Origin of the sequence: Streptomyces sp. NBC_00075 (assembly GCF_045041225.1) — a bacterium.
Classification (GTDB): Bacteria; Actinomycetota; Actinomycetes; order Streptomycetales; family Streptomycetaceae; genus Streptomyces; species Streptomyces adonidis.
Window position 1 is genome coordinate 9,196,818 of sequence record NZ_CP108243.1, and the last position, 22,216, is coordinate 9,219,033.

At 70.6% G+C, this 22,216-nt stretch carries 18 protein-coding genes; 11 read left to right on the plus strand and 7 right to left on the minus strand.

The features are described from left to right. Window positions 1-747: 747 nt before the first annotated feature. Window positions 748-2,340 carry a cytochrome P450 gene (locus tag OG787_RS40260; protein WP_369035835.1) on the plus strand — a complete coding sequence of 531 codons (1,593 nt, stop codon included), beginning with the start codon at window positions 748-750 and terminating at the stop codon, window positions 2,338-2,340. Window positions 2,341-2,635: 295 nt separating this feature from the next. Here OG787_RS40260 and OG787_RS40265 read toward each other — a convergent pair whose 3' ends face one another. From OG787_RS40265 to OG787_RS40275, 3 genes are all read right to left on the minus strand, one after another. Beyond that, window positions 2,636-4,198, minus strand: coding sequence for an amino acid permease (locus OG787_RS40265; protein ID WP_405538569.1), 1,563 nt, complete (start codon window positions 4,196-4,198; stop codon window positions 2,636-2,638). 475 nt (window positions 4,199-4,673) lie between these two features. Next, window positions 4,674-5,522 carry a siderophore-interacting protein gene (locus OG787_RS40270; protein WP_405538570.1) on the minus strand — a complete coding sequence of 283 codons (849 nt, stop codon included), beginning with the start codon at window positions 5,520-5,522 and terminating at the stop codon, window positions 4,674-4,676. Window positions 5,523-5,733: 211 nt separating this feature from the next. Next, entirely contained in the window at window positions 5,734-6,666 is a 933-nt protein-coding gene (locus OG787_RS40275; RefSeq protein ID WP_405538571.1) for a 5'-3' exonuclease H3TH domain-containing protein, read from the minus strand. A gap of 181 nt (window positions 6,667-6,847) precedes the next feature. Between OG787_RS40275 and OG787_RS40280 the strand changes: the two genes are divergently transcribed. The 5 genes from OG787_RS40280 (at window position 6,848) to OG787_RS40300 (ending at window position 12,469) form a co-directional block, all read left to right on the plus strand. Then, window positions 6,848-7,936 (plus strand): glycine betaine/L-proline ABC transporter ATP-binding protein, encoded by a 1,089-nt coding sequence (locus OG787_RS40280; RefSeq protein ID WP_369035831.1) that lies wholly within the window; start codon window positions 6,848-6,850, stop codon window positions 7,934-7,936. Then, complete coding sequence (locus OG787_RS40285; protein WP_369035830.1) at window positions 7,929-9,767, plus strand: ABC transporter permease/substrate binding protein; 1,839 nt, start codon at window positions 7,929-7,931, stop codon at window positions 9,765-9,767. The genes OG787_RS40280 and OG787_RS40285 overlap by 8 nt, the downstream gene beginning before the upstream one ends. A gap of 471 nt (window positions 9,768-10,238) precedes the next feature. Continuing rightward, window positions 10,239-10,808, plus strand: a complete 570-nt coding sequence (locus OG787_RS40290; protein WP_369035829.1) for a helix-turn-helix domain-containing protein — start codon at window positions 10,239-10,241, stop codon at window positions 10,806-10,808. Window positions 10,809-10,922: 114 nt separating this feature from the next. Next, the gene (locus OG787_RS40295) at window positions 10,923-11,723 is read left to right on the plus strand and encodes a class I SAM-dependent methyltransferase (protein ID WP_405538574.1); all 801 of its coding nucleotides are present in this window, start codon (window positions 10,923-10,925) and stop codon (window positions 11,721-11,723) included. 2 nt (window positions 11,724-11,725) lie between these two features. Beyond that, on the plus strand, window positions 11,726-12,469 hold the full coding sequence (locus OG787_RS40300; RefSeq protein WP_405540719.1) for a helical backbone metal receptor: 744 nt from the start codon (window positions 11,726-11,728) through the stop codon (window positions 12,467-12,469). Here the strand turns inward: OG787_RS40300 and OG787_RS40305 are convergent. Beyond that, entirely contained in the window at window positions 12,396-13,550 is a 1,155-nt protein-coding gene (locus OG787_RS40305; protein ID WP_405538576.1) for a TDT family transporter, read from the minus strand. The two genes, OG787_RS40300 and OG787_RS40305, sit on opposite strands and share 74 nt — an antisense overlap. Before the next feature lie 70 nt (window positions 13,551-13,620). On the opposite strand from OG787_RS40305, the gene OG787_RS40310 reads away from it, so the two are divergent. Further along, the gene (locus tag OG787_RS40310) at window positions 13,621-14,544 is read left to right on the plus strand and encodes a LysR family transcriptional regulator (RefSeq protein ID WP_369035826.1); all 924 of its coding nucleotides are present in this window, start codon (window positions 13,621-13,623) and stop codon (window positions 14,542-14,544) included. A 209-nt stretch (window positions 14,545-14,753) separates the two neighbouring features. Here the strand turns inward: OG787_RS40310 and OG787_RS40315 are convergent, their stop codons facing one another. Then, window positions 14,754-15,458: a gamma-glutamyl-gamma-aminobutyrate hydrolase family protein gene (locus OG787_RS40315; protein ID WP_405538577.1), complete on the minus strand. Its 705-nt coding sequence runs from the start codon at window positions 15,456-15,458 to the stop codon at window positions 14,754-14,756. A 135-nt stretch (window positions 15,459-15,593) separates the two neighbouring features. After that, window positions 15,594-16,334, minus strand: coding sequence for a FadR/GntR family transcriptional regulator (locus OG787_RS40320; RefSeq protein ID WP_369034337.1), 741 nt, complete (start codon window positions 16,332-16,334; stop codon window positions 15,594-15,596). Between the two features lie 95 nt (window positions 16,335-16,429). Between OG787_RS40320 and OG787_RS40325 the strand changes: the two genes are divergently transcribed. The 4 genes from OG787_RS40325 to OG787_RS40340 are packed head-to-tail and all read left to right on the plus strand — an operon-like array spanning window position 16,430 to window position 20,970. Further along, the gene (locus tag OG787_RS40325; protein ID WP_405538579.1) at window positions 16,430-17,800 is read left to right on the plus strand and encodes a glutamine synthetase family protein; all 1,371 of its coding nucleotides are present in this window, start codon (window positions 16,430-16,432) and stop codon (window positions 17,798-17,800) included. 50 nt (window positions 17,801-17,850) lie between these two features. Beyond that, window positions 17,851-19,215, plus strand: a complete 1,365-nt coding sequence (locus OG787_RS40330) for an aldehyde dehydrogenase family protein (RefSeq protein WP_405538580.1) — start codon at window positions 17,851-17,853, stop codon at window positions 19,213-19,215. Window positions 19,216-19,241: 26 nt separating this feature from the next. Beyond that, entirely contained in the window at window positions 19,242-20,024 is a 783-nt protein-coding gene (locus OG787_RS40335) for a 3-oxoacyl-ACP reductase (protein ID WP_405538581.1), read from the plus strand. A gap of 46 nt (window positions 20,025-20,070) precedes the next feature. After that, complete coding sequence (locus tag OG787_RS40340; protein WP_405538582.1) at window positions 20,071-20,970, plus strand: DUF2510 domain-containing protein; 900 nt, start codon at window positions 20,071-20,073, stop codon at window positions 20,968-20,970. 31 nt (window positions 20,971-21,001) lie between these two features. Here OG787_RS40340 and OG787_RS40345 read toward each other — a convergent pair whose 3' ends face one another. Beyond that, window positions 21,002-22,204 (minus strand): amino acid deaminase/aldolase, encoded by a 1,203-nt coding sequence (locus OG787_RS40345; protein ID WP_369034332.1) that lies wholly within the window; start codon window positions 22,202-22,204, stop codon window positions 21,002-21,004. Between the last annotated feature and the right edge of the window lie 12 nt (window positions 22,205-22,216).

The window sequence follows — 22,216 nt, forward strand, 5'->3', positions numbered from 1 at the left end:
TGGCTGAGGTTGCCAGTCCAGGAGAGCTGCCGAGATTTCTGATCTCCCGACGATGAGAGCAAGGGCGCAGTGGCGTTTCGGAGGGGCGTACAGAAGGGCGCGATGTGCCGACACGAGCGTCCCGCGGGAGGACGTACAAGGCGCAGTTTTCTTGGGGGGCGCACGTCGTAGTCGTTACGCATCGGTGCGTGGATGTGTGCGCCTCCCGCTCATGGGTTCGTGGCTGGCACAGTGGACAGAACCTGTCCAGGTCATGCATGCGGCCTTGGAGCGGAGTTTTCCTGTGGGCGGGCGCGTGGGGTGATGCTCGTGGACCAGGGACCCACTGAGGGGCAGGCGCTTTCGGCGTTGTGCGCTCCAGTCGGAGTGAAGGTGCGCTCTGCGGAGTGGCTTGTCGAACTGGCAGCCGAGATTCGGGAGATTCTGATGACCAAGGTGTGCGCCGTGGGCGGGCATCGGGACCCGAGCCTGGGGCGTGGTCGAGCGTGCCTGCCTCAGGGTTGTCAAGTACACGATCGGCAAACACGTGTTGCTGGCTGCCCCCACAGTGTCTGCGCTGGTTCAGTACGCGCCATCCAGACCGTGCAGCGGCCCCTGGAAGCGCGGGCTGCGGTGGAAGCGGTCCTCGGTGAAGGACCGCCCAGGTTCCGGAAGTCGCGATCACTGCCCTTTCTGCCTGTGGTGCCGCTCCGGTCACGCCCCGGACCTCATCCCTCATCGCCGGCGCGGCGTAAGCGGCACAAGTAGGTGTCCAGCACCTTCCGTCTCCTCGCCGATCACGGACTGCGGCTGCGCCGTGCCTTCTGTGGTGTCACCACCGGCACTGTCGAGCACTCCGGCCTCAGCCCGTATCAGCGTCTGGCCAATGGGCCAATGGCATCAGCGTTCCGTGCCGATCAGAGGAGTGAACAGAACAGGAAACGCGGCGACCTGTCCCCTATCGGCAGCCTCGGAGTGATGATGAAGGAATTGCGTTCGATCCCCGCAGCCCCTAGCGCCCTTCCGGTGGCTGGCCATCTGGTGCCGCTGCTACGTGACCCACTGGCGTTCCTCAACTCACTACCCGCCTGCGGAGAACTGGTCCGTATTCGCGTGGGTCCTCTCCCCGTGGTAGTGATCTGCGATCCCGAGCTCACTCGTCAAGCCTTGCTTGACGACCGTGTCTTCGACAAGGGCGGTCCGTTTTTCGATCGCGTACGGGAAGTAATGGGCGACGATCTCGCCAGTTGCCCGTACAGCTCGCATCGTCGACTGCGGCGACTGGCCCAGCCGGCTTTTCACCCTGGCCGACTCCCTGGTTACGCCCAGGCCATGTCCTCATGCATCGACCAGGTGACCCGGTCCTGGCGTGAGGGGCAGATCATCGACGTTCCCGCCGAGACGATGACGATCACCTGCAAGGTCACGACCGCCACGCTGTTCTCCAACACGCTGCCCCCAGCCCGGCTCGGTCAACTCCTCGACGACGTAACCACTGTCTTCGACGGCCTCTACCAACGCATGCTCCTGATACCTCCGCTGGACCGGCTTCCGACCCGAGGCAACCGCGCATACCTGAGCGCTCGTACCCGCCTGCGCGACACCTGCGACCAGATCATCGCTCAGCGCCGTGCCGAGGGCGCCGACTACGGCGACCTGCTCTCGGCCCTGATCGCGGCGTGCGATCCCGAAGACGGCGACCGTGGCATGACCGACGCAGAAATCAGCGACACGATCCTCATCTTCTTCCTGGCCGGGACGGAAACCACAGCCAGCGTCCTGGCTTGGGCGCTGCACCTGCTCGCTCGGCATCCCGAGATCGAGCAGCGGCTCCACACAGAGGTTGACACCGTCCTGGGCGGCGCGCCCGCCACCCATGCCGACGTGCCCCGCCTCACACTGACCGCACGCGTCATCACCGAAACGCTCCGGTACTGTTCACCGGCCTGGCTACTCACGCGTACGGTCACTGCCGACACCCGCCTGGGCGGGTACCTGCTGCCCGCCGGGACCAGCGTTGCCTACAGCCCCTACCTCATACATCACAGGCCCGATCTCTACGACCAGCCTGAAGTCTTCGACCCCGACCGGTGGGACCGAGAACGCTCCCAACCGCCCCGACATGCCCTCATCCCCTTCGCCGCAGGCGCCCGCAAGTGCATCGGCGACGACTTCGCCATGACCCAGGCCATCCTCGCCCTCGCCACCATCACTGCCCGATGGCGCCTGGAACACCTGTCTGATCAGCAGGTCCGGACTGCCATAGCCGCGGTACTGAGGCCCCGCGAGCTACGTATGCGGGCAACACCTCGCACCGCGACGCACGCGCCTGCCGTACAGGTCTCCAAGCCCATCCCTTAGCAGGGAACTCGGCATGCCGCACGTGCTCGTCGGCGATGTCTTCCGGCTCGCCCGGCTGCAACGAGCCATGGAGACCTCGACCGCAGGAAGCCACTGGTCGGACGATTCGGCGTTGTCCCGCTGCGCCGGGACAAGAAGACGGTCGTCAGAACCTGGCGTGGCGCGTCTGGCAGCGCATCGCATGCGCAAGGAAGCGCAAGCATTCTTGGCCCACCGCCGTGGGCACCAGTGCGGCCGCCGCCGAGGCCGCACTGGGCGAGCCGGCGGCGACCGCCGTGAACGACCACAGGGCCCGTCAGACGGATTGTGTGGACACTGCCTCTGGTGACCCGTCCGAAGCGGCGTGGCCCCGTTGTCCCTTCACAACCTGGTACAGAAGGCCGAGCAGCAGCGTGGTCAGTAGAAAAATGGCGGTGAACCACTGGAAGTACCAATGCCCGCCCGCCGGGTCATACACCGCCGCCCGCGGCCAGGCCAGGTTGACGGTCATGAACAGGCCGTAGAGGAGGGCGAGCACGTTGACGGGGATGCCCCAGCGGCCCAGGGAGAAGAGGGGCTTGCCCGTTTCGTCGGTGCCTGTCGTGGTGAAGGTGCCCTTCACGCGGCGTAGGAGCAGGGGGCCCGTCACCATCGCGTACGCCAGGTACAGCATCACGATGCATGTCGTGCCGATGGCCAGGAAGGCCTCCGGGGACGCGAAGTTGAGGAGGAGCAGGGCCGCCGCCAGGACGCCGACGACCAGGGCCGGGGCGCTCGGCATGCCCGTGCGCGGGTTGACCTTGGCGAGGCGGGCCGAGAAGGGGAGCTGGCCGTCGCGGGCCATCGAGAACAGCATCCGGCACGCCGACGTCTGGATCGCGAGGGTCGCCACCGCGATCGCCACCACCACGTCGACCAGCAGGGCACGCCCCACCCCGTCGCCGAGGCTGCTCGTCAGGACGTAGCTCAGGCCCTCGACGCCGAGCCGGCCGTCGGTGAGGCTCGGGGCGGCGAGCAGGCCGGCGAGGATGATCAGGCCGCCCAGCAGGCCCGCCGAGGCGAGCGCGGTGAGGATCGTGCGGGGCGCGGTACGCCGGGGATGGTGCGTCTCCTCGCTCATCTCACCCGCGCTGTCGAACCCGATCATCACGTACGCCGCCGTGAACGAGCCCACCAGCAGCGCCCCGAACAGGCCCGACTCCAGGGCCGTTCCGGTGTGGAAGGTGATGCCCGGAGTGCGCTCGGAGTGGGTCAGCAGCAGCACGATGATCAGGACCGCGCCGATGATCTCCGCGGTCACGCCGACCCGGTTGATCAGCGACATCACGCGGTTGTCGATGACGTTCACGAACGTCGTCAGAACCAGGAGGAGCACGCCGAGGATCGCCGCGTTGGCCGCGCCGCTCGCCGAGGTCGGGGCCGGGTCGTCGCCGACCAGCTGGAAGCCGGACCAGATCGCGGGCAGGACGACCTGGAGCGCGAGCGCCGCCGCCGCGACCACCACGATCTGCCCGATCACCATGATCCAGCCGGCGAACCAGCCGAAGGTGAGGTTGGAGAGCCGGGACGACCACTGGTAGATCGCGCCGGAGATCGGATACTGCGCGGCCAGTTCCGCGAAGCACGCGGCGACCAGCAACTGGCCGATCAGCACGGCCGGCCAGGCCCAGAAGAAGACGGGGCCGCCGAACGCGTACCCGAAGGCGAAGAACTGGAAGACGGTCGTCAGAACGGAGATGAAGGAGAACCCGGCCGCGAACGAGGCGTACCGGCCGAGGCTGCGGTGCAGTTCCTGGCGGTAGCCGAACTCGGCGAGGGAGCCGTCGGCGGACGGCTCCGGCGGGTCGGGGCGTACGTCGGGGTCAGCGGTGGTCGTCACGGCGGGACCTGCCTTCGGCGCGGAATTCCTGTCGGGTGACAGAAATTAGGGAGGCGCTGTTTCGCAGGGATGTCGCGGCCGTATCGAGGCGGGGCCCAAGTCCTCACGTGCCGGCGGAGAGCGGGCAATCGGGCAACTGGGCGATGGGGCGACTGGGCAGCTTGATGAGGCTCGGCGGCATGGTACTGACTCGGGGGTCGTTTCCGCCCGGTGTCTTCAGGACACGGCGTAGCCATGGTGAGGGCGTGGCCGGAGGCATCGCACTGGGGTGCGCAGCCGATCTCCACCCGCCGACCGGATCGTCGACCGGGCCATCAACTGGGCGATGGGGGCGGGGAGTTCGAGGCTGCGCGACCAGTCCGGCGGGAGCCGTCCGACCGTCCCGACTGTGGATATACGAATGCGGAACCCGGACCGACGGGGCCCGGGTTCTCGTGGGCCCGGGTTCTCACGGGCCCCGAAAGCGCACCGAAGCTCAGGAAGCCGCCGGTTCCGCGGCCTCCTGCTCCGCCTCCACCTGCGCGTTCCACTCCCGCTTCGACGCCTGCCAGCCGTCCTCGTTGTGGCCGAGGCGCCAGTAGCCCGAGATCGAGAGGTCCTCGCGCGGGATCCCGCGCTCCACGCGCAGCAGCCCGCGCAGCTCCTTCACGAAGGCCGCCTCGCCGTGCACGAACGCGTGCACCCGGCCCGCGGGGAACTCCAGGGCGCGTACGGCCTCCACCAGGGCCTGGCCCAAGGGGCGTTCGCCGCGGTGCAGCCAGTGGACCTCCACGTCGGAGTCGATCTTCTGCTCCTCCTCGGGGCCGGCGACCTCCACGAAGGCGTACGCCTTGGCGCCGTCGGGCAGTGTCTCCAGGGCGCAGGCGATCGCGGGCAGCGCGCTCTCGTCCCCGACGAGCAGATGCCAGTCGGCGTCCGGGTCGGGGCCGTACGCGCCGCCGGGGCCGCCGAAGGAGACCGTCTCGCCCGGCTGGACGCGCATCGCCCAGGGGCCGGCCAGGCCTTCGTCGCCGTGCAGGACGAAGTCGAGGGTCAGCTCGCGCAGTTCGGGGTCCCAGGCGCGCACCGTGTAGGTGCGGGTCACCGGCCACTGCTCGCGCGGGAACTCCGCACGGACGCGCTGCATGTCGAAGGGTTCCGGATAGGTGACGCCCTCGGCCGGGAACAGCAGTTTCACGTAGTGGTCGGTGCGGCTGCCGGCCGTGAACTCGGCGAGTCCGTCGCCGCCCAGGACCACGCGTTGCATATGTGGAGTCAGTCGCTCGGTGCGGACGACCTGCGCGGAGTGGGTCTTCGGAGCCCTGCGTTCCGGGCGCTCTGCCATGACGGCCTCCCTGTTCCCTTTGCTTAGGCTTACCTAAGTTAGCATCTCCCCCTTGGAAATCCCTGTCACCCGAGGTGTTTTGTTGCGTAAAGACGCCTCAAAAAGAGAGTGATGTTCTCTGGGGTGAGGATGTCGTTCTCCCCGGGCGAGGGTGTCGTGCCTGATGGTGGGGCACGAGTACATCGTGCCTCGCTCCGGGGGAAGCGGTACCTCAGCTTCCCAGTGTCGTGAGCAATCTCTCCAATGACCCGCCAAGTCCCCAGCGGGCCGCGAGCGCGTCGAGCATCTCGGGGTCGCGAGGAGTACGCGGCACCGCCGTGTTGACGTCCGGCAGCGGAACATCGCCCGCGACCAGCACGACCTTGGGCGCGACCTCGACGTACGGGCGTGACTCGTCGAGCCGTTTCCGCTGCGACGGCGTCAGTTTCGCCTTCGGGTCGTCGACCGCGGCCATGATCCCGGCCAGGTCGCCGAACTCGGCCAGCAGCTTCGCGGCCGTCTTCTCGCCGATGCCGGGTACGCCCGGCAGCCCGTCGCTCGGGTCGCCGCGCAGCAGCGCCAGATCCGCGTACCCCCGCCCGTCCACGCCGTACTTCTCGCGCAGCCACGCCTCGTCGGTCAGCTGGAGGGTGCCCACGCCCTTGAGCGGATACAGAACCCGCCTCCCGCGCGCGTCGTCGACCAGCTGATACAGGTCCCGGTCCCCGGTGACGATGTCCACGGGGCCGTCGGCGCGGGCGGTGAACGTGCCGATCACATCGTCGGCCTCGTACCCCGCGACGCCCACGCGCGCGATCCCGACCGCGTCCAGCACCGCCTCGATGATCGGCACCTGCGGCGACAGGGTGTCCGGCACCTCCTCCTCGTCCGGGCCGACCTCACGCTCCTCGGCGACACGGTGGGCCTTGTACGAGGGGATCAGGTCGACCCGCCACTGGGGACGCCAGTCCGCGTCCATGCAGGCCACGAGGTGGTCCGGCCGGTGGTCCCTGACCAGCCGGTCGATGAATTCGAGCAGCCCGCGCACGGCGTTCACCGGCGTGCCGTCCGGAGCCTTCACGGACTCCGGGACGCCGAAATAGGCGCGGAAATAGAGCGAGGCGGTGTCGAGAAGCATCAGTCGTCCGGTCACGCCTCGCATCATGCCGTACGCCACTGACAGTCACTCCGGGTCACCCGTGCCCGAGGTCCGTGTTGGCTCTGCGAAGGCCTTGTGAACTGGCCCACTCGTCCGTTTGCCCACGTCGGGCACGGGCAGGCGCGGCCAGGAAGAACCGGTTGCCCACGCAACCCTCGTAACGGAAAGACACGACCGAGGAGCACCCTTGTCATCCAGGCTTGAGGCCGAGCATCTGTACAAGGTGTTCGGCAGACGACCCGAGGACGCGGTGAAACGGCTCGAACAGGGAGCCGACCGCGAAGAACTGCGCGACGACGGCATCACGGCCGCCGTCATCGATGCGTCCTTCACGGTGGAACCGGGCGAGATCTTCGTCGTCATGGGCCTGTCCGGCTCCGGCAAGTCGACCCTGCTGCGCATGCTCAACGGCCTGCTCGAACCCACCTCCGGACACGTCAACTTCGAGGGCCGGAACCTGACCGCGCTCGATGACCGCGAACTGCGCGCCGTACGGGCGAGCAGGATCAGCATGGTCTTCCAGCACTTCGCGCTCTTCCCGCACCGCAGCGTCCGCGAGAACGCCGCGTACGGCCTGTCCGTGCAGGGCGTGCCCCGCGCCGAGCGCGATCGCCGCGCCGACGAGGCGCTCGCCCTGTGCGGTCTGGCCGGGTGGGAGAACTCGTGGCCCGACGAGCTGTCCGGCGGTATGCAGCAGCGCGTGGGCCTGGCCCGGGCGCTCGCCACCGACGCCGACCTGCTGCTCATGGACGAGTCGTTCAGCGCGCTCGACCCGCTGATCCGCCGGGACATGCAGGACCAGCTCCTGGAACTCCAGAAGACCCTCAAGAAGACCATCGTGTTCATCACCCACGACCTCAACGAGGCCATGCGCCTGGGCGACCGCATCGCCGTCATGCGTGACGGCCGCATCGTCCAGACCGGCACCGCCGAGGACATCCTCGTCCGCCCCGCCAACGACTACGTCGCCTCCTTCACCAAGGACGTCGACCGCTCCCGCGTCCTCACCGCGGGCGCCGTCATGGACCCGGCTACCCACGGCGACGAGGCCGACTGCGACTGCGCGACGGCGACGCCCGACACACCGTTCACCGCACTGTGCGCCCTCAGCGCGCGCGTGCCCCACCCGGTCGCCGTCCTCACCGAGGACCGCGAACTGGTGGGCGTCGTACCGCGCCGGCGCCTCGTCGGCTTCCTGGGCGACCAACAGGGGGACCCCGAGCCCTGTACCGGCTCGCACGATGCGCGCGACGGGGAGGTGACCGCCCGTGCCTAGGATCCGGCTCGGCGACTGGGTCGACGACGGCGTCAGCTGGCTCGTCGACCACATGTCCTGGCTCTTCGACGCGATCAAGACGGTCGTGGAGGGCCTGTACGACGGTATCGACGCGGTCCTCACCGCCCCCGAGCCGCTCCTCCTGGCCGGCATCCTCGCGGTGGCCGCCTGGTGGCTGCGCGGCCTGGTCGCGGGCGTCCTCGCGTTCGCCGGATTCGCGCTCGTCGACTCGATGGCCCTGTGGGACAAGGCCATGTCGACGCTGTCCCTGGTGCTCGTCGCCACCCTGATCGCCCTGGTGATCTCGGTCCCGCTGGGCATCTGGGCGGCTCGCTCCCGGACGGTCAGCGCCGTCGTACGGCCCGTCCTGGACCTGCTCCAGACGATGCCGTCGATGGTGCTGCTGATCCCGGCGATCCTGTTCTTCGGGATGGGTGTCCCGGCGGGTGTCGTCGCGACCCTGATCTTCGCGCTCGCCCCGGGCGTACGCATGACCGAACTCGGCATCCGGCAGGTCGACGCCGAACTCGTCGAGGCCGCCGAGGCGTTCGGCACCCCGCCCCGCGACACGCTGCTGCGTGTCCAGCTGCCGCTCGCGCTGCCGACGATCATGGCGGGCGTCAACCAGGTCATCATGCTCGGCCTGTCCATGGTCGTCATCGCGGGCATGGTCGGCACCGGTGGGCTGGGCGGCGCCGTCAACGAGGCCATCGGCCAGCTCGACATCGGACTCGGCTTCGAGGCGGGCCTCGGGATCGTCGTCCTCGCCATCTACCTCGACCGGATGACCGGCGCACTCGGCGCCCAGATCTCCCCGTTGGGCCGCCGCGCCGCCGCGAAGGCCCGTACCGCGGGCACCGCCAAGGCCTGGAACCACCGCCCCAGCCCGGCGATCGCGTTGGCCGGTGTGCTCGTCCTGGCGCTCGTCGCGGGCGGCCTCGGCATCTTCGGCTCCTCCTCGCAGGACACACAGGCCACCGGCGCGGACGTGGGCCAGGGCAAGAAGGTCACCATTGGCTACATCCCCTGGGACGAGGGCATCGCCACTACGTTCCTCTGGAAGGAGCTGCTGGAGGAGCGCGGCTTCGACGTCACGACCACCCAGTACGCGGCCGGCCCGCTCTACACGGGCCTGGCCACCGGCCAGATCGACTTCCAGACGGACTCCTGGCTGCCCGTCACCCACGCCGAGTACTGGAAGAAGTACGGCGATCAGCTCGAAGACCTGGGCAAGTGGTACGGCCCCACCTCCCTGGAGCTGTCCGTCCCCTCGTACGTGAAGGGCGTCGACTCGCTCGCCGACCTCAAGGGACAGTCGTCGAAGTTCAAGGGCCGGATCGTCGGCATCGAACCGAGCGCCGGAATGATGGGCCTCCTCAAGGACAAGGTGCTCAAGGCGTACGGCCTCGACGGCGAGTACGAGGTCGTCGACGGCTCCACCCCGGCCATGCTCGCCGAACTCAAGCGCGCGTACGCCAAGAAGGAACCCATCGCCGTGACCCTCTGGTCGCCGCACTGGGCGTACAGCGACTACGACCTGAAGAAGCTCAAGGACCCCAAGAAGGCATGGGGCGAGGGCGACGGCGTGCACACGCTCGCCCGGAAGGGCTTCGCCGACGACAACCCCGAGGTCGGCGGCTGGCTGAAGAACTTCTCCATGACGGAGGAACAGCTCACCGGTCTGGAGGCGGGGATCCAGCGGGCGGGCAAGGGCGATGAGCAGGACGCCGTCCGCACCTGGCTGAAGGCGCACCCCGGGCTCGCCGAGAAATGGGCACCGACCGCCGGTTCCGAGGGGAAGAGCGGTGCGAAAGGGGTATCGAACAACTGAGGGAGCCGCTCAGGAGGGGTGGGTCCAACCGGACGGCACGCGCGTGTGCGGGTGTCTTTCCGGTGAGGCCCACCCCTCGCGGCGTTTCCGGCCGGACGGACTTGTTCCGCGTACGAGCAGGATCCGGACAACCACGGAGCGCGATGCCATCCCCCTGGCCCGGCCGCCGAGTCGGCCGGTTCCCCTGGTCAGCTCGGCCGCACGCGCGCGTGGGGCGGCGCGCGGAGGGGCGGGGCGGCGCATCCACTGGCGCGAACCGTGAGGGTCGTGCCCGACGCGGGGCGACCCCGATGTGACGGGCGCATGAAACGGTTTGACGAACATGCGTAGGGTGCAAGGAACTCATCAGGGAACGCGTCGTGCATGCTTCGGGGTCGATCTGGCGAACAGCCACCGAACACGCGGCGCGATGCGCTGTGATGGGACGTACGCAACCGGACGCGACGACGAGCCGAGGAGGGAGCCGGAGCTATGGGCGACCACAAAGAACAGCCCCTTCGGGTGGGCGCGGCCGTCCGGCGGCGGCGCCGGGCGCTGGAGCTGACCCTCGCCGTCGTGGCCGAACGCAGCGGCCTGTCGGTGCCCTTCCTGAGCCAGATCGAGAACGAGCGGGCCCGGCCGAGCCGCAGCTCCCTGGAGAAGGTCGCCGACGCCCTGCGCACCACCGCGGTCGAACTCCTCGCGGCGGCCGACCCCGCGTGCAGTGTCGACGTCGTCCGCGCGGACGCCCTCGAACCCGCCCCCGACGAGCCCAGGGTGCGCTCCCTCGTCCGTGGCCACCAGCAGCTGCACGCCATGGAGTTCAGCGGCGACCACGACGCGGGCCGTGAATTCCAGCACCGCAACGACGAGTTGATGTACGTCGCCGACGGCGCCGTCGAGGTCGAGGCGGAGGGCCGCGCCCACCGGCTCGGCCGCGGCGACACCCTGTACCTCACGGGCGGGGTGCGGCACCGCTGGCGGGCGACCGTGCCGGACACCCGGGTGATCGTGGTGGCGGTGGCCGAACACATCGAGGCGGTGCAGGACGGCCGCCGCTGAGGCATCCGGACGCTCCGGTGTACAGGTACTGAAATGCCCCTCCACGGACCACCTTTGGGCGGTTTGAGAATCACTCCCGCCCCCGTTGTCAGACCCTGCCCCGATACTGGCGACATGTCCGGCACCTCTGCCTACGCCTTCGACAACGCCTCCGAACACGCGGGCGGCCGTTTCGACGCCCTCCAGACCTGCTACGACCCGGTGACGTTCGCGCGACTCGCGGACCTGGGCGTCACCCCCGGCATGCGCTGCCTCGACGTCGGCGGAGGCGGCGGCTCGGTGGCCGCCTGGCTCGCCGACCGGGTGGGACCCGAAGGCACCGTCCTCGTCACCGACATCGAACCCCGCTGGCTGACCGGCACGGAGGCGCACAGCACGGTACGGGTCGTCCGCCACGACATCACGCGCGACGACCTTCCCGAGGGCGACTTCGACCTGATCCACGCCCGTCTCGTCCTCATCCACCTGCCCGAGCGGCTCGCCGCCCTCGACCGCATGGTGCGCGCCCTGCGCCCCGGCGGACGGCTCGTCCTCGACGAGTTCGACTGCGCCTGGGTGCCGGTCCTGTCGGCGCCCTCGCCCGAGGAGGCCACGCTCTTCGAGACCGTCCACGACGCCCTGATGGACCTCCTGACCCGCGCCGGCGCCGACCCCCGCTGGGGCCTTCGGACGTACGACGCCCTGCGCGCGGCGGGTCTGACGGACGTGGCGTCGGCCACCTGGGCCGGGGCGTGGCCGGGCGGTGGGGCCGGCGTCCGGCTCCACGAGGCCAATGTGCGGCAGGTCAGAGACCGCCTGGTGGCGGAGTGCGGGGTACCGGACGTGGACATCGACGCATTCCTGCGGCTGCTCGACGATCCGGCGTTCGCAGTCAACTCGTATCCACTGATCAGCACTTGGGGAACGCGACCATGACCATGAGGGTGATCTCGCTGGTGCCGTCCCTGACGGAGGCGGTCGCGGTCACGGTGCCCGGCGCTCTCGTCGGGGTCACGGACTGGTGCAGCCATCCGGCCGACCTCGGCGACGACGTGGTCCGTATCGGCGGCACCAAGAACCCCAAGGTCGAGCGGATCGTCGCGCTCGCCCCCGATCTGGTCGTCGCCAACGAGGAGGAGAACCGCGAACCCGACCTCGCCGCCCTGCGCGAGGCGGGCATCGAGGTGCTCCTCACCGAGGTACGGGACGTGCCACAGGCCTTCCGGGAACTGGAGCGGGTGGTGACGGCGTGCGGGGCGAGCGCGCGACCCCGGTGGCTGGACGAGGCGGAGACGGCGTGGTCGGCGCCGGAGCGCTGGTGGCCGACGGCCGGGGAGGGCCGTACGACCGCTGTCGTGCCGATCTGGCGGCGCCCCTGGATGGTGCTCGGCCGGGACACCTTCGCCGGAGACGTGCTGGCGCGGCTGGGAGTCGACAACGCGTACGCGGACCACGCCGAACGCTACCCGCGCATACCGATGGAGGAGTTGAGAGCCACCGCGGCACCAGGCATGGTCGTCCTGCCGGACGAGCCGTACCGCTTCACGGCCGAGGACGGGCCCGAGGCGTTCGAGGGGGTGCCCTGCGCGCTCGTCAGCGGGCGCCATCTCACCTGGTACGGGCCGTCCCTGGCCGAGGCGCCACGGGTACTGGGCGAGGCCCTGCGAGCAGCTCACCGCTGACCAGCCCCCGGACGGTACGGACGGAGGCGCCGGCCCATGCGGTGAGGAGCAAGCCGTACAGGGCGACGGCGAGGACGTCGAAGGCGACGAGCCCCGTGTGCCGGCCGAGACCTGCCGCGCCGGTGACACAGGTCCCCACCGGGAAGGTGAAGGCCCACCACGTCATCGCGAAGCCCATGCCCCGGCGCCGGGCGTGCAGCACCAGCGCACCGGCGAACGCGAGCCACAGCAGGGCGAAGCCCATGACGGGGACGCCGTAGAGGACGGCGACGGCGGCGGCGATGCCGTGTGGGACGGGGACGACGCCGGGGGCGAGGTCGGCGAAGTTGCCGGCGGCGGTCGTGGACTGGCCGAGCGGGCCCAGGGCCAGGAACAGGGTCGGGGTGAGGACGAGCGGAAGCGGGGCGGTCGTCGACACGAGCCGCGCGAGGACGAGCGGCAGCATCACCAGGGTCGCGAGCAGACTCAGCCCGAACATGGCGAGACAGGCGACGAGCAGGGTCAACTGCCACTGCCCGGGCGGGAGATGGGGGAGGAACAGCGGACCGAGCGCCGCGGACACCATGGGCGCGACGACAGGCAGCAGCCATACGGGGCTGGGGGCCCCGCCGCGTACGACCAGCAGGTACGGGACGGCGACGCCGGCGACGAGCCCGACGACCGTGCCGGTGGTGAACAGGATCGCGTCCAGGGCGAGGGCGGCGGGGAGGCCGATCCAGTCCCGCCCGACGAGGAGTGCGCCGCCGCCGACAGCGGTCAGGGCCATGGCGAGACAGCCGTAGAAGGGTGCCGTCGCCGGGTCGAGGAGGTGGGCGCGGGCCTGGTCGTGGTGGTGGGTCCAGTGCAGGGCGCGGGCGCACAGCAGCGTGAGCAGGAGGGCGAGGGAGAGGGCCCAGACGGCCGTGCAGGCGGTACGCAGTCCCGGGACGCCGTCCGCGCCGGGGAGACCGGCACCCGCGGTGCCCACGATGGCGGTGCCCATGACGGGGGCGTACCAGTTGGGGCCGAGGTGGCGGAGGGGGCCGAGGAGGAGGTGCGGCTGGGGGAGTGGGCGGGCGAGGGCGGGGGCTGCGATGGCCATGTCCTCACGGTCGCGCGGGGTGAGGGCGGTCACCAGGGGGCTTGGGTGAATGAGGGCATAAGCTGGATCTATGGCTGATGTGGAGGGTAGGGCCTCGCGGTCGGCGGGTGTCGCGCACCGGGTTCCGGATCTCGGCGCGATGGAATTGCTGCTCGCGGTGGCAAGGCTGGGGAGTCTCGGGCGGGCGGCGCAGGAGCTGGGCGTCACGCAGCCGGCCGCCAGCAGCCGTATCCGGTCGATGGAGCGGCAGCTGGGTCTGGCCCTCGTGGACCGGTCGCCGCGCGGATCCCGGCTCACGGACGCGGGTGTGCTCGTCACCGACTGGGCGCGGCGGGTCGTGGAGGCGGCGGAGGCGTTCGACGCCGGTGCGCAGGCCCTGCGGGTGCGGCGTGACTCCCGGCTGCGGGTGGCGGCGAGCATGACGATCGCCGAGTACCTGCTGCCGGGCTGGCTGCTCGCGTTGCGCGCCCTCCGTCCCGAGACGGCGGTGTCGCTGCTCGCCGGGAACTCGGCGACGGTGGCCGAGCGGGTCCTGGCGGACGAGGCGGACCTCGGCTTCGTGGAGGGCACGGGCGTGCCGAGCGGGCTGGACTCGGCGGTCGTCGCGAAGGACCGGCTGATCGTGGTGACGGCGCCGGGGCATCCGTGGGCGCGGCGGCGGAAGCCGGTGGGGGCGGAGGAGTTGGCGGTGACGCCGTTGATCCTGCGGGAGGAGGGGTCGGGGACTCGGCAGGTGCTGGATACGGCGTTGGGCGGGTTGGCGCGTCCGCTGATCGAGCTGTCGTCGACGACTGCGGTGAAGGCGTCGGCTGTGGGTGGGGCGGGGCCGGCGGTGTTGAGCGAACTGGCGGTGGGGGAGGAGTTGTCGACTCGGCGGTTGGTGTGTGTGCCGTTGGCGGGGGTGCGGTTGGACCGGGAGCTGCGAGCGGTGTGGCCGACGGGACATCGGCCGACGGGGCCGGCACGGGAGTTGCTGGGGTTGACACGGGGCTGAGGCCAGAGTTTCCTCGCCCCCGCCGCCCCTACCCGTCCCATCCTCGGGGGCTCCGCCCCCGAACCCCCGCTCCTCAAACGCCGGAGAGGCTGGATGATGCCGGCCGGAGCTTGATCTTTTAGCCCGTCCGGCGTTTGAGGACAAGGGGGTTCGGGGGCGCAGCCCCCGAGGATGGGACGGGTAGGGGCGGCGGGGGCGAGAAAAACCCCTTACCCCACCGCCGCCACCAACGCCCCCATCACCCGTGAGTCCTCCCCCATCTCCGGATGCCACTGCACCCCCAACACCCACCCGGAACCGGCACCCCCACCCCCCGGCTCCACCGCCTCCACCGTCCCGTCCTCCGCGTACGCCGACGCCACCAGCCCCCTCCCCAGACGGTCCACCGCCTGGTGGTGGAACGTCGGCACCGACGTCGCCTCCGGTACCGCCTCCGCGTACCGCGTCCCCGGCACCGGCTTCACGGTGTGTTCGCCGAAGACCCCCGGAGTCACCGCGTGCCCGTCGATGTGCTGCACCAGCGTGCCCCCCAGGGCGACGTTCAGCAGCTGCATGCCCCGGCAGATCCCCAGCAGCGGCGTCCCGGACGCCAACGCCGCCTCGATCAGCGCCAGTTCCCACGCGTCCCGCGCCTCGGCCGACGGGCCCGTGCGCGGGTCGCGATCCGCTCCGTACCGGGCCGGATCGACGTCCGGACCGCCCGCGATCACGACCCCGCCGAGCCGGGCGACCGTCGCGGCGGCGTGTGCCGGATCGTCCGGCGGCAGCATCGCGGCGATGCCCCCGGCCCGCTGCACGAGCCGCGGATACCCGGCCGGCAGCAGCGCCGCGGGCAGCTCCCACGCACCCCAGCGCGCGCCGGACTCCAGGTAGGTGCTGACGCCGATCAGCGGTCGTCGTCCGGCGGTCGTCACGAGGGCCTCCCTGACATCCGAAGGGGCCTCCGATGGGGCATCCAACGGGGCGTCCAATGGCGTACGCCCATACCTTTGCCGACCCTCGCCCCATGAGGCAACCCACGTCTCACCCGCCGAACAGCCTTCGCGCCCTTACGCCAGGAACCCCCGCAACAGCGCCGCCGTCCCCGAGCAGTGCTCCCGCATCATCTCCCGCGCCCCGTCCGCGTCCCCGTCGAGCACCGCGTCCACCAGCGCCGCGTGCTGGCGCTGCGAGTGCTCCAGGTTGCGTACCAGCAGCGGGATGCAGTCCAGCAGGTCGTTCACCGTCGCCCGTACCGCCGCGTACTGCGAGGTCAGCGTCGGGGAGCCGCACAGCTCGGCCAGGGTGAGATGGAGGAGGGTGTCCAGGCGGCGGTAGTCCGACAGGGGCGCGTCCTGTGTGCGCGCCAGCGCCTCCCGCAGTCGCCCCGCCTGCTCGCCCGACAGTCCGTGCTGCGCGCACAGACCCGCCGCGCCCACCTCCAGCACCTCCCGGAAGCGCAGCACGTCCTCGATGTCGACCGCGCTGATCCGCCGCCGCAACTCGTCCTCGCCGCCCGCGCCCGCCTCGCCGCGCGGCAGCACGAACGTTCCGCCGTACCGGCCGCGCCGCGACTCCACCAGCCCCTGGTCCTGGAGCACCTTCAGCACCTCGCGCAGCGTCACCCGGCTGATCCCGAGCCGCTCCGCGAGCTCCCGCTCGGCCGGCAGCCGCTCGCCGCCCGGTACCAGGCCCAGCCGTACGACCTGCAGAATCTGTTCCAGTGCCTCCTCGAAACCGTTGCCCGCCCGCACAGGCCGCAGCACCGGCGTCAACCGGTCCTCCAGGCCGCCCTCAGCGTCCAGCGCCATCTGGCCGTGCCCCCTTCCCAAGCAATGGTTCTCCGCAATACCTTATGGCTTCCGGCCCGGCTGAAAAAACGCGCAGAAGCCGAAGGAGCTTTCCCGTGGCAGACCGCACACCCCCGCTGAGCGTCGACGAACTGCACGCCCTCGTCGCGAGCGGTGAGATCGACACTGTCGTCCTGGCCTTCCCCGACATGCAAGGGCGGCTCCAGGGCAAGCGGTTCGCCGCCCGCTTCTTCCTCGACGACGTCCTGGAACACGGCACCGAGGGCTGCAACTACCTCCTCGCCGTTGATACGGAAATGAACACCGTTGATGGATATGAGATGTCCTCTTGGGAGCGTGGCTACGGCGACTTCGCCATGCACCCGGACCTCTCCACGCTCCGCCGGCTGCCCTGGAACACCGGTACGGCCTTCCTCGTCGCCGACCTCGCCTGGAACGACGGCTCCCCGGTCGTCGCCGCGCCCCGCCAGATCCTCCGCCGCCAGCTGGAACGGCTCGCCGAGCACGGGTTCACCGCCAAGGTCGGCACCGAGCTGGAGTTCATCGTCTTCAAGGACACGTACGAGCAGGCCTGGGACGCCCACTACCGTGATCTGACCCCGGCGAATCAGTACAACATCGACTACTCGGTGCTGGGCACCGGGCGTATCGAGCCGCTGCTGCGCCGCATCCGGAACGAGATGACGGGCGCCGGGCTGATCGTCGAGTCCGCCAAGGGCGAGTGCAACCCGGGCCAGCACGAGATCGCCTTCAAGTACGACGACGCCCTCGTCACCTGCGACCAGCACGCCGTCTACAAGACCGGCGCCAAGGAGATCGCCAGCCAGGAGGGCTACTCGCTCACCTTCATGGCCAAGTACAACGAGCGCGAGGGCAACTCCTGCCACATCCATCTCTCGCTCGCCGACTCGGACGGGACGAACGTCATGGCCGGTGCTGCCGCCGATCCCGGTGGCATGTCCGAGGTCATGCGGTACTTCCTCGCCGGGCAGCTCGCCGCGCTCCGCGACTTCTCGCTCCTCTACGCGCCCAACATCAACTCGTACAAGAGATTCCAGCCCGGTTCCTTCGCGCCGACCGCCGTCGCCTGGGGCTACGACAACCGCACCTGCGCGCTGCGGGTCGTCGGCCACGGGCGGTCCATGCGGTTCGAGAACCGGCTGCCCGGTGGTGACGTCAATCCGTACCTCGCGGTCGCCGGGCTCATCGCCGCCGGGCTCCACGGCATCGAGCAGAAGCTCGAACTGCCCGAGGCCTGCGCCGGGAACGCGTACACCGCCGACTACGCCCATGTCCCCACCACCCTGCGCGAGGCCGCCGAACTGTGGGAGAACAGCCCCGTCGCCAAGGCCGCCTTCGGTGACGAGGTGGTCGCCCACTACCGCAACATGGCCCGCGTCGAACTCGACGCCTTCGACGCCGCGGTGACCGACTGGGAGCTGCGCCGCTCCTTCGAACGCCTGTGAGAGGTCCTTCCTTGCCGTACGAGCACGAAAACCAACACGAGCATCAGCCTGTGTACGAGGGTGAGCTGCGCGTTCTCAATCCCGCCACCGAGGACGTCGTCGCCATCGTCCCCGCCGCCACCCGCGAGGACGTCGACGCGGCCGTCGTACGCGCCACGCACGCCCAGGCCCGCTGGGCGGCCCTCGCGCCCGGCGACCGCGCCCGGCTGCTGCGCCGCTTCGCGGCCACCGTCGACGAACACCTCGAAGAACTGGCCCAGTTGGAGGTGCGCGAGGCCGGACACGTCATCGGCAACGCGCGCTGGGAGGCAGGCAACGTCCGCGATCTCCTCGACTACGCGGCAGGGGGTGTCGAACGATTGACGGGTCGTCAGATCCCGGTCGCCGGCGGCCTCGACATCACCATCCTCGAACCGCTCGGCGTCGTCGGCGTCATCGCGCCCTGGAACTTCCCCATGCCCATTGCCGCCTGGGGTGCGGCACCCGCGCTCGCCGCGGGCAACGCGGTCGTCCTCAAGCCCGCCGAGACGACCCCGCTGACCGCACTGCGCCTCGCCGAACTCGCCCTGGAGGCAGGCCTTCCCGAGGGCCTGTTCCAGGTGCTCCCCGGCCACGGCCCCGTCGCGGGCAACGCGCTCGTCGAACACCCGGGCGTCGCGAAGATCGTCTTCACCGGGTCGACCGGCGTCGGCAAGCAGGTGCTGGCGAAGGGGTCGGCGCTCCTCAAGCGCGTCACCCTCGAACTCGGCGGCAAGAGCCCCAACATCGTCTTCGCCGACGCGGACATCGAGGCCGCGGCGGCAGCCGCCCCCATGTCCTTCCTCGACAACTCCGGCCAGGACTGCTGCGCCCGCACCCGCGTCCTCGTCCAGCGCTCCGTGTACGACCGCTTCCTCGAACTCCTCGCCCCCGCCGTCGAGTCCGTCCTCGTCGGCGACCCGGCCGACGAGAAGACCCAGATGGGCCCGCTGATCTCCAGGGCCCAACTGGACCGCGTACGCGGCTACGTCACCGACGACCTGGCCGGCATCCGGGGCGAGGCGCCTGCGGGCCCCGGCTTCTGGTTCCCGCCGACCGTCCTGACCGGCGTCGACCCGCACGCACGCGTGGCCGTCGAGGAGGTCTTCGGCCCCGTCGCCGTCGTCCTCCCCTTCGAGGACGAGGCGGAGGCCATCCAGCTGGCCAACGGCACCGACTACGGCCTCTCCGGCTCCATCTGGACCCGCGACGTCGGCCGCGCCCTGCGCGTCTCCCAGGCCGTCCGGGCGGGCAACCTGTCCGTCAACTCGCACTCCAGCGTGCGCTATTGGACCCCCTTCGGCGGCTTCAAGCAGTCCGGGATCGGCCGCGAGCTGGGCCCGGACGCCCTCACCGCCTTCACCGAAACCAAGAACGTCTTCATCAGCACCATCTAGACCATCTAGCACGGAAGGCCCGCACAGTGACCGCAGAGAGCATTTGCAGGCGTCTCGTCGGCCGTACCGCCGTCATCACGGGTGCCGGCAGCGGCATCGGCCTCGCCACCGCGCGCAGGCTCGCCTCCGAGGGCGCCCACGTCGTCTGCGGCGATGTCGACGAGACGCGCGGCAAGGCGGCCGCCGAGGAGATCGGCGGGATCTTCGTCAAGGTCGACGTCACCGACCCCGACCAGGTCGAGGCGCTCTTCAAGACGGCGTACGACACCTACGGCAGCGTCGACATCGCGTTCAACAACGCCGGTATCTCGCCGCCCGACGACGACTCCATCCTGGACACCGGCCTGGAGGCCTGGAAGCGCGTCCAGGAGGTCAACCTCACCTCCGTCTTCCTGTGCTGCAAGGCCGCGATCCCCTACATGCGGCGCCAGGGCAAGGGCTCCATCATCAACACGGCGTCGTTCGTGGCGAGGATGGGCGCCGCCACCTCCCAGATCTCGTACACGGCCTCCAAGGGCGGCGTCCTCGCCATGACCCGTGAACTGGGCGTCCAGTTCGCCCGCGAGGGCATCCGCGTCAACGCCCTCTGCCCCGGCCCGGTCAACACCCCGCTCCTCCAGGAGCTGTTCGCCAAGGACCCCGAGCGCGCCGCCCGCCGGCTCGTCCACATCCCGGTCGGCCGCTTCGCCGAGGCCGACGAGATCGCCGCCGCCGTCGCCTTCCTGGCCAGCGACGACTCGTCCTTCGTCAACGCCACCGACTTCCTGGTGGACGGCGGCATCGCGGGCGCGTACGTCACTCCCGTGTAGGCCAACAGCCGTACGTCGGCCAGGGGTGCGCCCCTACAGTGCCGGAATGAGCACGACGCCACCGCCCGGCTGGTACCGCGACCCGGCCGCCCCGCACACGGAGCGCTGGTGGGGCGGCACGGCCTGGACCGACCACTGGCGCACGCCCGAAGCGCCCACGCCCCCGCCGCAGCCCGGCGGGGGCGTGGGCCGGGCCAAGGCGACCGTCCTCGCGGCGGCGGCAGGGGTCCTGGTCGCGGCGATCGTCGCGGGCGCGCTCGTCCTGAGCGGCGGCGAGGACACGGGTACGACGGTGAGCACGAGTACGGGTACGAGCCCGACCGTCGCGGACACCCCGCCCCCAGCCGCCACATCACCCTCACCCCCCGTCGACGACCCCGCCCTCGTGACCGACGAGCTGAACGGCATCACCTTCCCCCTCCTCGACGGCTGGGTCAGGCCCGAGTTCGTCACCGAGGACGACGTCGTCATGACCACCGACGGCACCTACGACTGCCCCGGCGACCCCGGTGTCTGCCACCACGGCCGGGTCGTCTCGCGCACGGTCACCGAGAACGCCGAGACCTCGCCCGAAGCCCTGGCCAGGGCGGACATCGCGGACGCGGCGGACGACGCGTACGACCGCGACCGCATCGGCAGCCGGCCCTTCGGCGGGATCACGGGGCACCGGATCGTCGGCTCCGGCACGGTCGCCGTCGCGGGCCGCGCCGGGTACTTCGTCCGCTGGCGGGTCACCACCGAGGCCGGGCCCGGCGGTTACGTCCAGTCGCTCGCCTTCCCGTCCAGCGTCGGTACGGGGGCACCGGTGATCGTCCGGTTCGCCGTCGACGCGGGCCCGGACGGGCCGCCGCTGACCGACCTCGACCGGATCACCGAGGGCATCCGGCCGATCGGGGACGCGGACACCGGCGGGGGAGTGGGCAGCAGTCTCGGCCCGTCGAACTGACCGGACATGTCCGGTGCGCCACAGGGGTGCGCTACAGAAAGGTGTGGCCCTCTCCCCGGTACGTCGGGACGGTCGCCGTCACCGTGTCGCCCGCGACCAGACGCAGTACCTCGAACCGCTCGCACAGCTCACCGGCCTTCGCGTGCCGGAACCACACCTTGTCGCCGACGAGCAGATCGTCGGCGGGCGAGCCGAGCAACGGCGTCTGCACCTCACCCGGGCCCTCCTGGCCGTCGTACCGCAGCCCCTCCGGCAGATACGGCACCGGCAACCGGTCCGCCCCCGCGGCACCGGAGGCCGGATAGCCGCCGCCCAGCACCGTGACGACCCCGACCCCCGGCCGGCGTACGACGGGCAGTGCGAACAGCGCGGCCGGACGCCCCCTGAACGACGTGTAGTTGTCGAAGAGCCGAGGTACGTAGAGCCCGGACCCGGCGGCGATCTCGGTGACCGCGTCCTCGGCGGCCGTCGTCTGCACGCTGCCCGTACCGCCGCCGTTGACGAACTCCAGGTCAGGCGCGACGGCCCGCACCGCGCGCACGACCGCCGCGCGCCGCTCGACGAGTTCGCGCCGGGCCGTGGCCTGCATCAGCCGGATCGCCCGCGACCGCACCGGCCGCCCCGGGACCGCGTCTCCGACCCCGGCGATGTGCCCCTCGTACGCCATGATCCCCACGAGCCTGAACCCGGGCCGCCGGGCGATCTCCCGGGCCAGCTCGGCGAGTTGGGCGGGGGAGCGCAACGGCGATCGCCGCGCCCCGATGCGAACCCGCCCCCGGAACAACTGGAGCGAGGTGTCCAACTCCAGGCAGACACGCACGACTTCGCGCCCGCCGCCCCGGGCGTCGTCGATGAACCCGAGCTGGGCCGGATCGTCGACCATGACGGTGACGGCGGCGGCGAGTTTCGGATCGGAGGCCAGCTCGGCGAGGGCTGTGCGGTCCGCCGACGGATAGGCGAGCAGGATGTCGTCGAACCCCGACCGCGCGAGCCAGAGGGACTCGCCGAGGGTGAACGACATGATGCCCGCGAAGCCCTCCCGGGCCAGCACGCGTTCGAGCAGGGCCCGGCAGCGTACGGACTTGCTGGCGACCCGGATCGGCTTGCCCGCGGCCCTCCGCACGAGGTCGTCCGCGTTGGCGTCGAAGGCCTCCAGATCGACGATCGCGAGCGGTGCGTCGAGGTGAGCGGTGGCCCGGTCGTAACGGGCCCGGTCAGCTGCGCGGGCAGTCATGAACGAAGCCTG

Excerpts from the sequence above, each read along its gene's own strand:
- OG787_RS40290 (WP_369035829.1), top strand. The coding sequence starts at position 10,239 with ATGGGCGACCACAAAGAACAGCCCCTTCGGGTGGGCGCGGCCGTCCGG.
- OG787_RS40340 (WP_405538582.1), top strand. The coding sequence starts at position 20,071 with ATGAGCACGACGCCACCGCCCGGCTGGTACCGCGACCCGGCCGCCCCG.
- OG787_RS40310 (WP_369035826.1), top strand. The coding sequence starts at position 13,621 with ATGGCTGATGTGGAGGGTAGGGCCTCGCGGTCGGCGGGTGTCGCGCAC.
- OG787_RS40275 (WP_405538571.1), bottom strand. The coding sequence starts at position 6,666 with ATGATGCGAGGCGTGACCGGACGACTGATGCTTCTCGACACCGCCTCG.
- OG787_RS40305 (WP_405538576.1), bottom strand. The coding sequence starts at position 13,550 with ATGGCCATCGCAGCCCCCGCCCTCGCCCGCCCACTCCCCCAGCCGCAC.
- OG787_RS40300 (WP_405540719.1), top strand. The coding sequence starts at position 11,726 with ATGAGGGTGATCTCGCTGGTGCCGTCCCTGACGGAGGCGGTCGCGGTC.
- OG787_RS40295 (WP_405538574.1), top strand. The coding sequence starts at position 10,923 with ATGTCCGGCACCTCTGCCTACGCCTTCGACAACGCCTCCGAACACGCG.
- OG787_RS40270 (WP_405538570.1), bottom strand. The coding sequence starts at position 5,522 with ATGGCAGAGCGCCCGGAACGCAGGGCTCCGAAGACCCACTCCGCGCAG.
- OG787_RS40345 (WP_369034332.1), bottom strand. The coding sequence starts at position 22,204 with ATGACTGCCCGCGCAGCTGACCGGGCCCGTTACGACCGGGCCACCGCT.
- OG787_RS40320 (WP_369034337.1), bottom strand. The coding sequence starts at position 16,334 with ATGGCGCTGGACGCTGAGGGCGGCCTGGAGGACCGGTTGACGCCGGTG.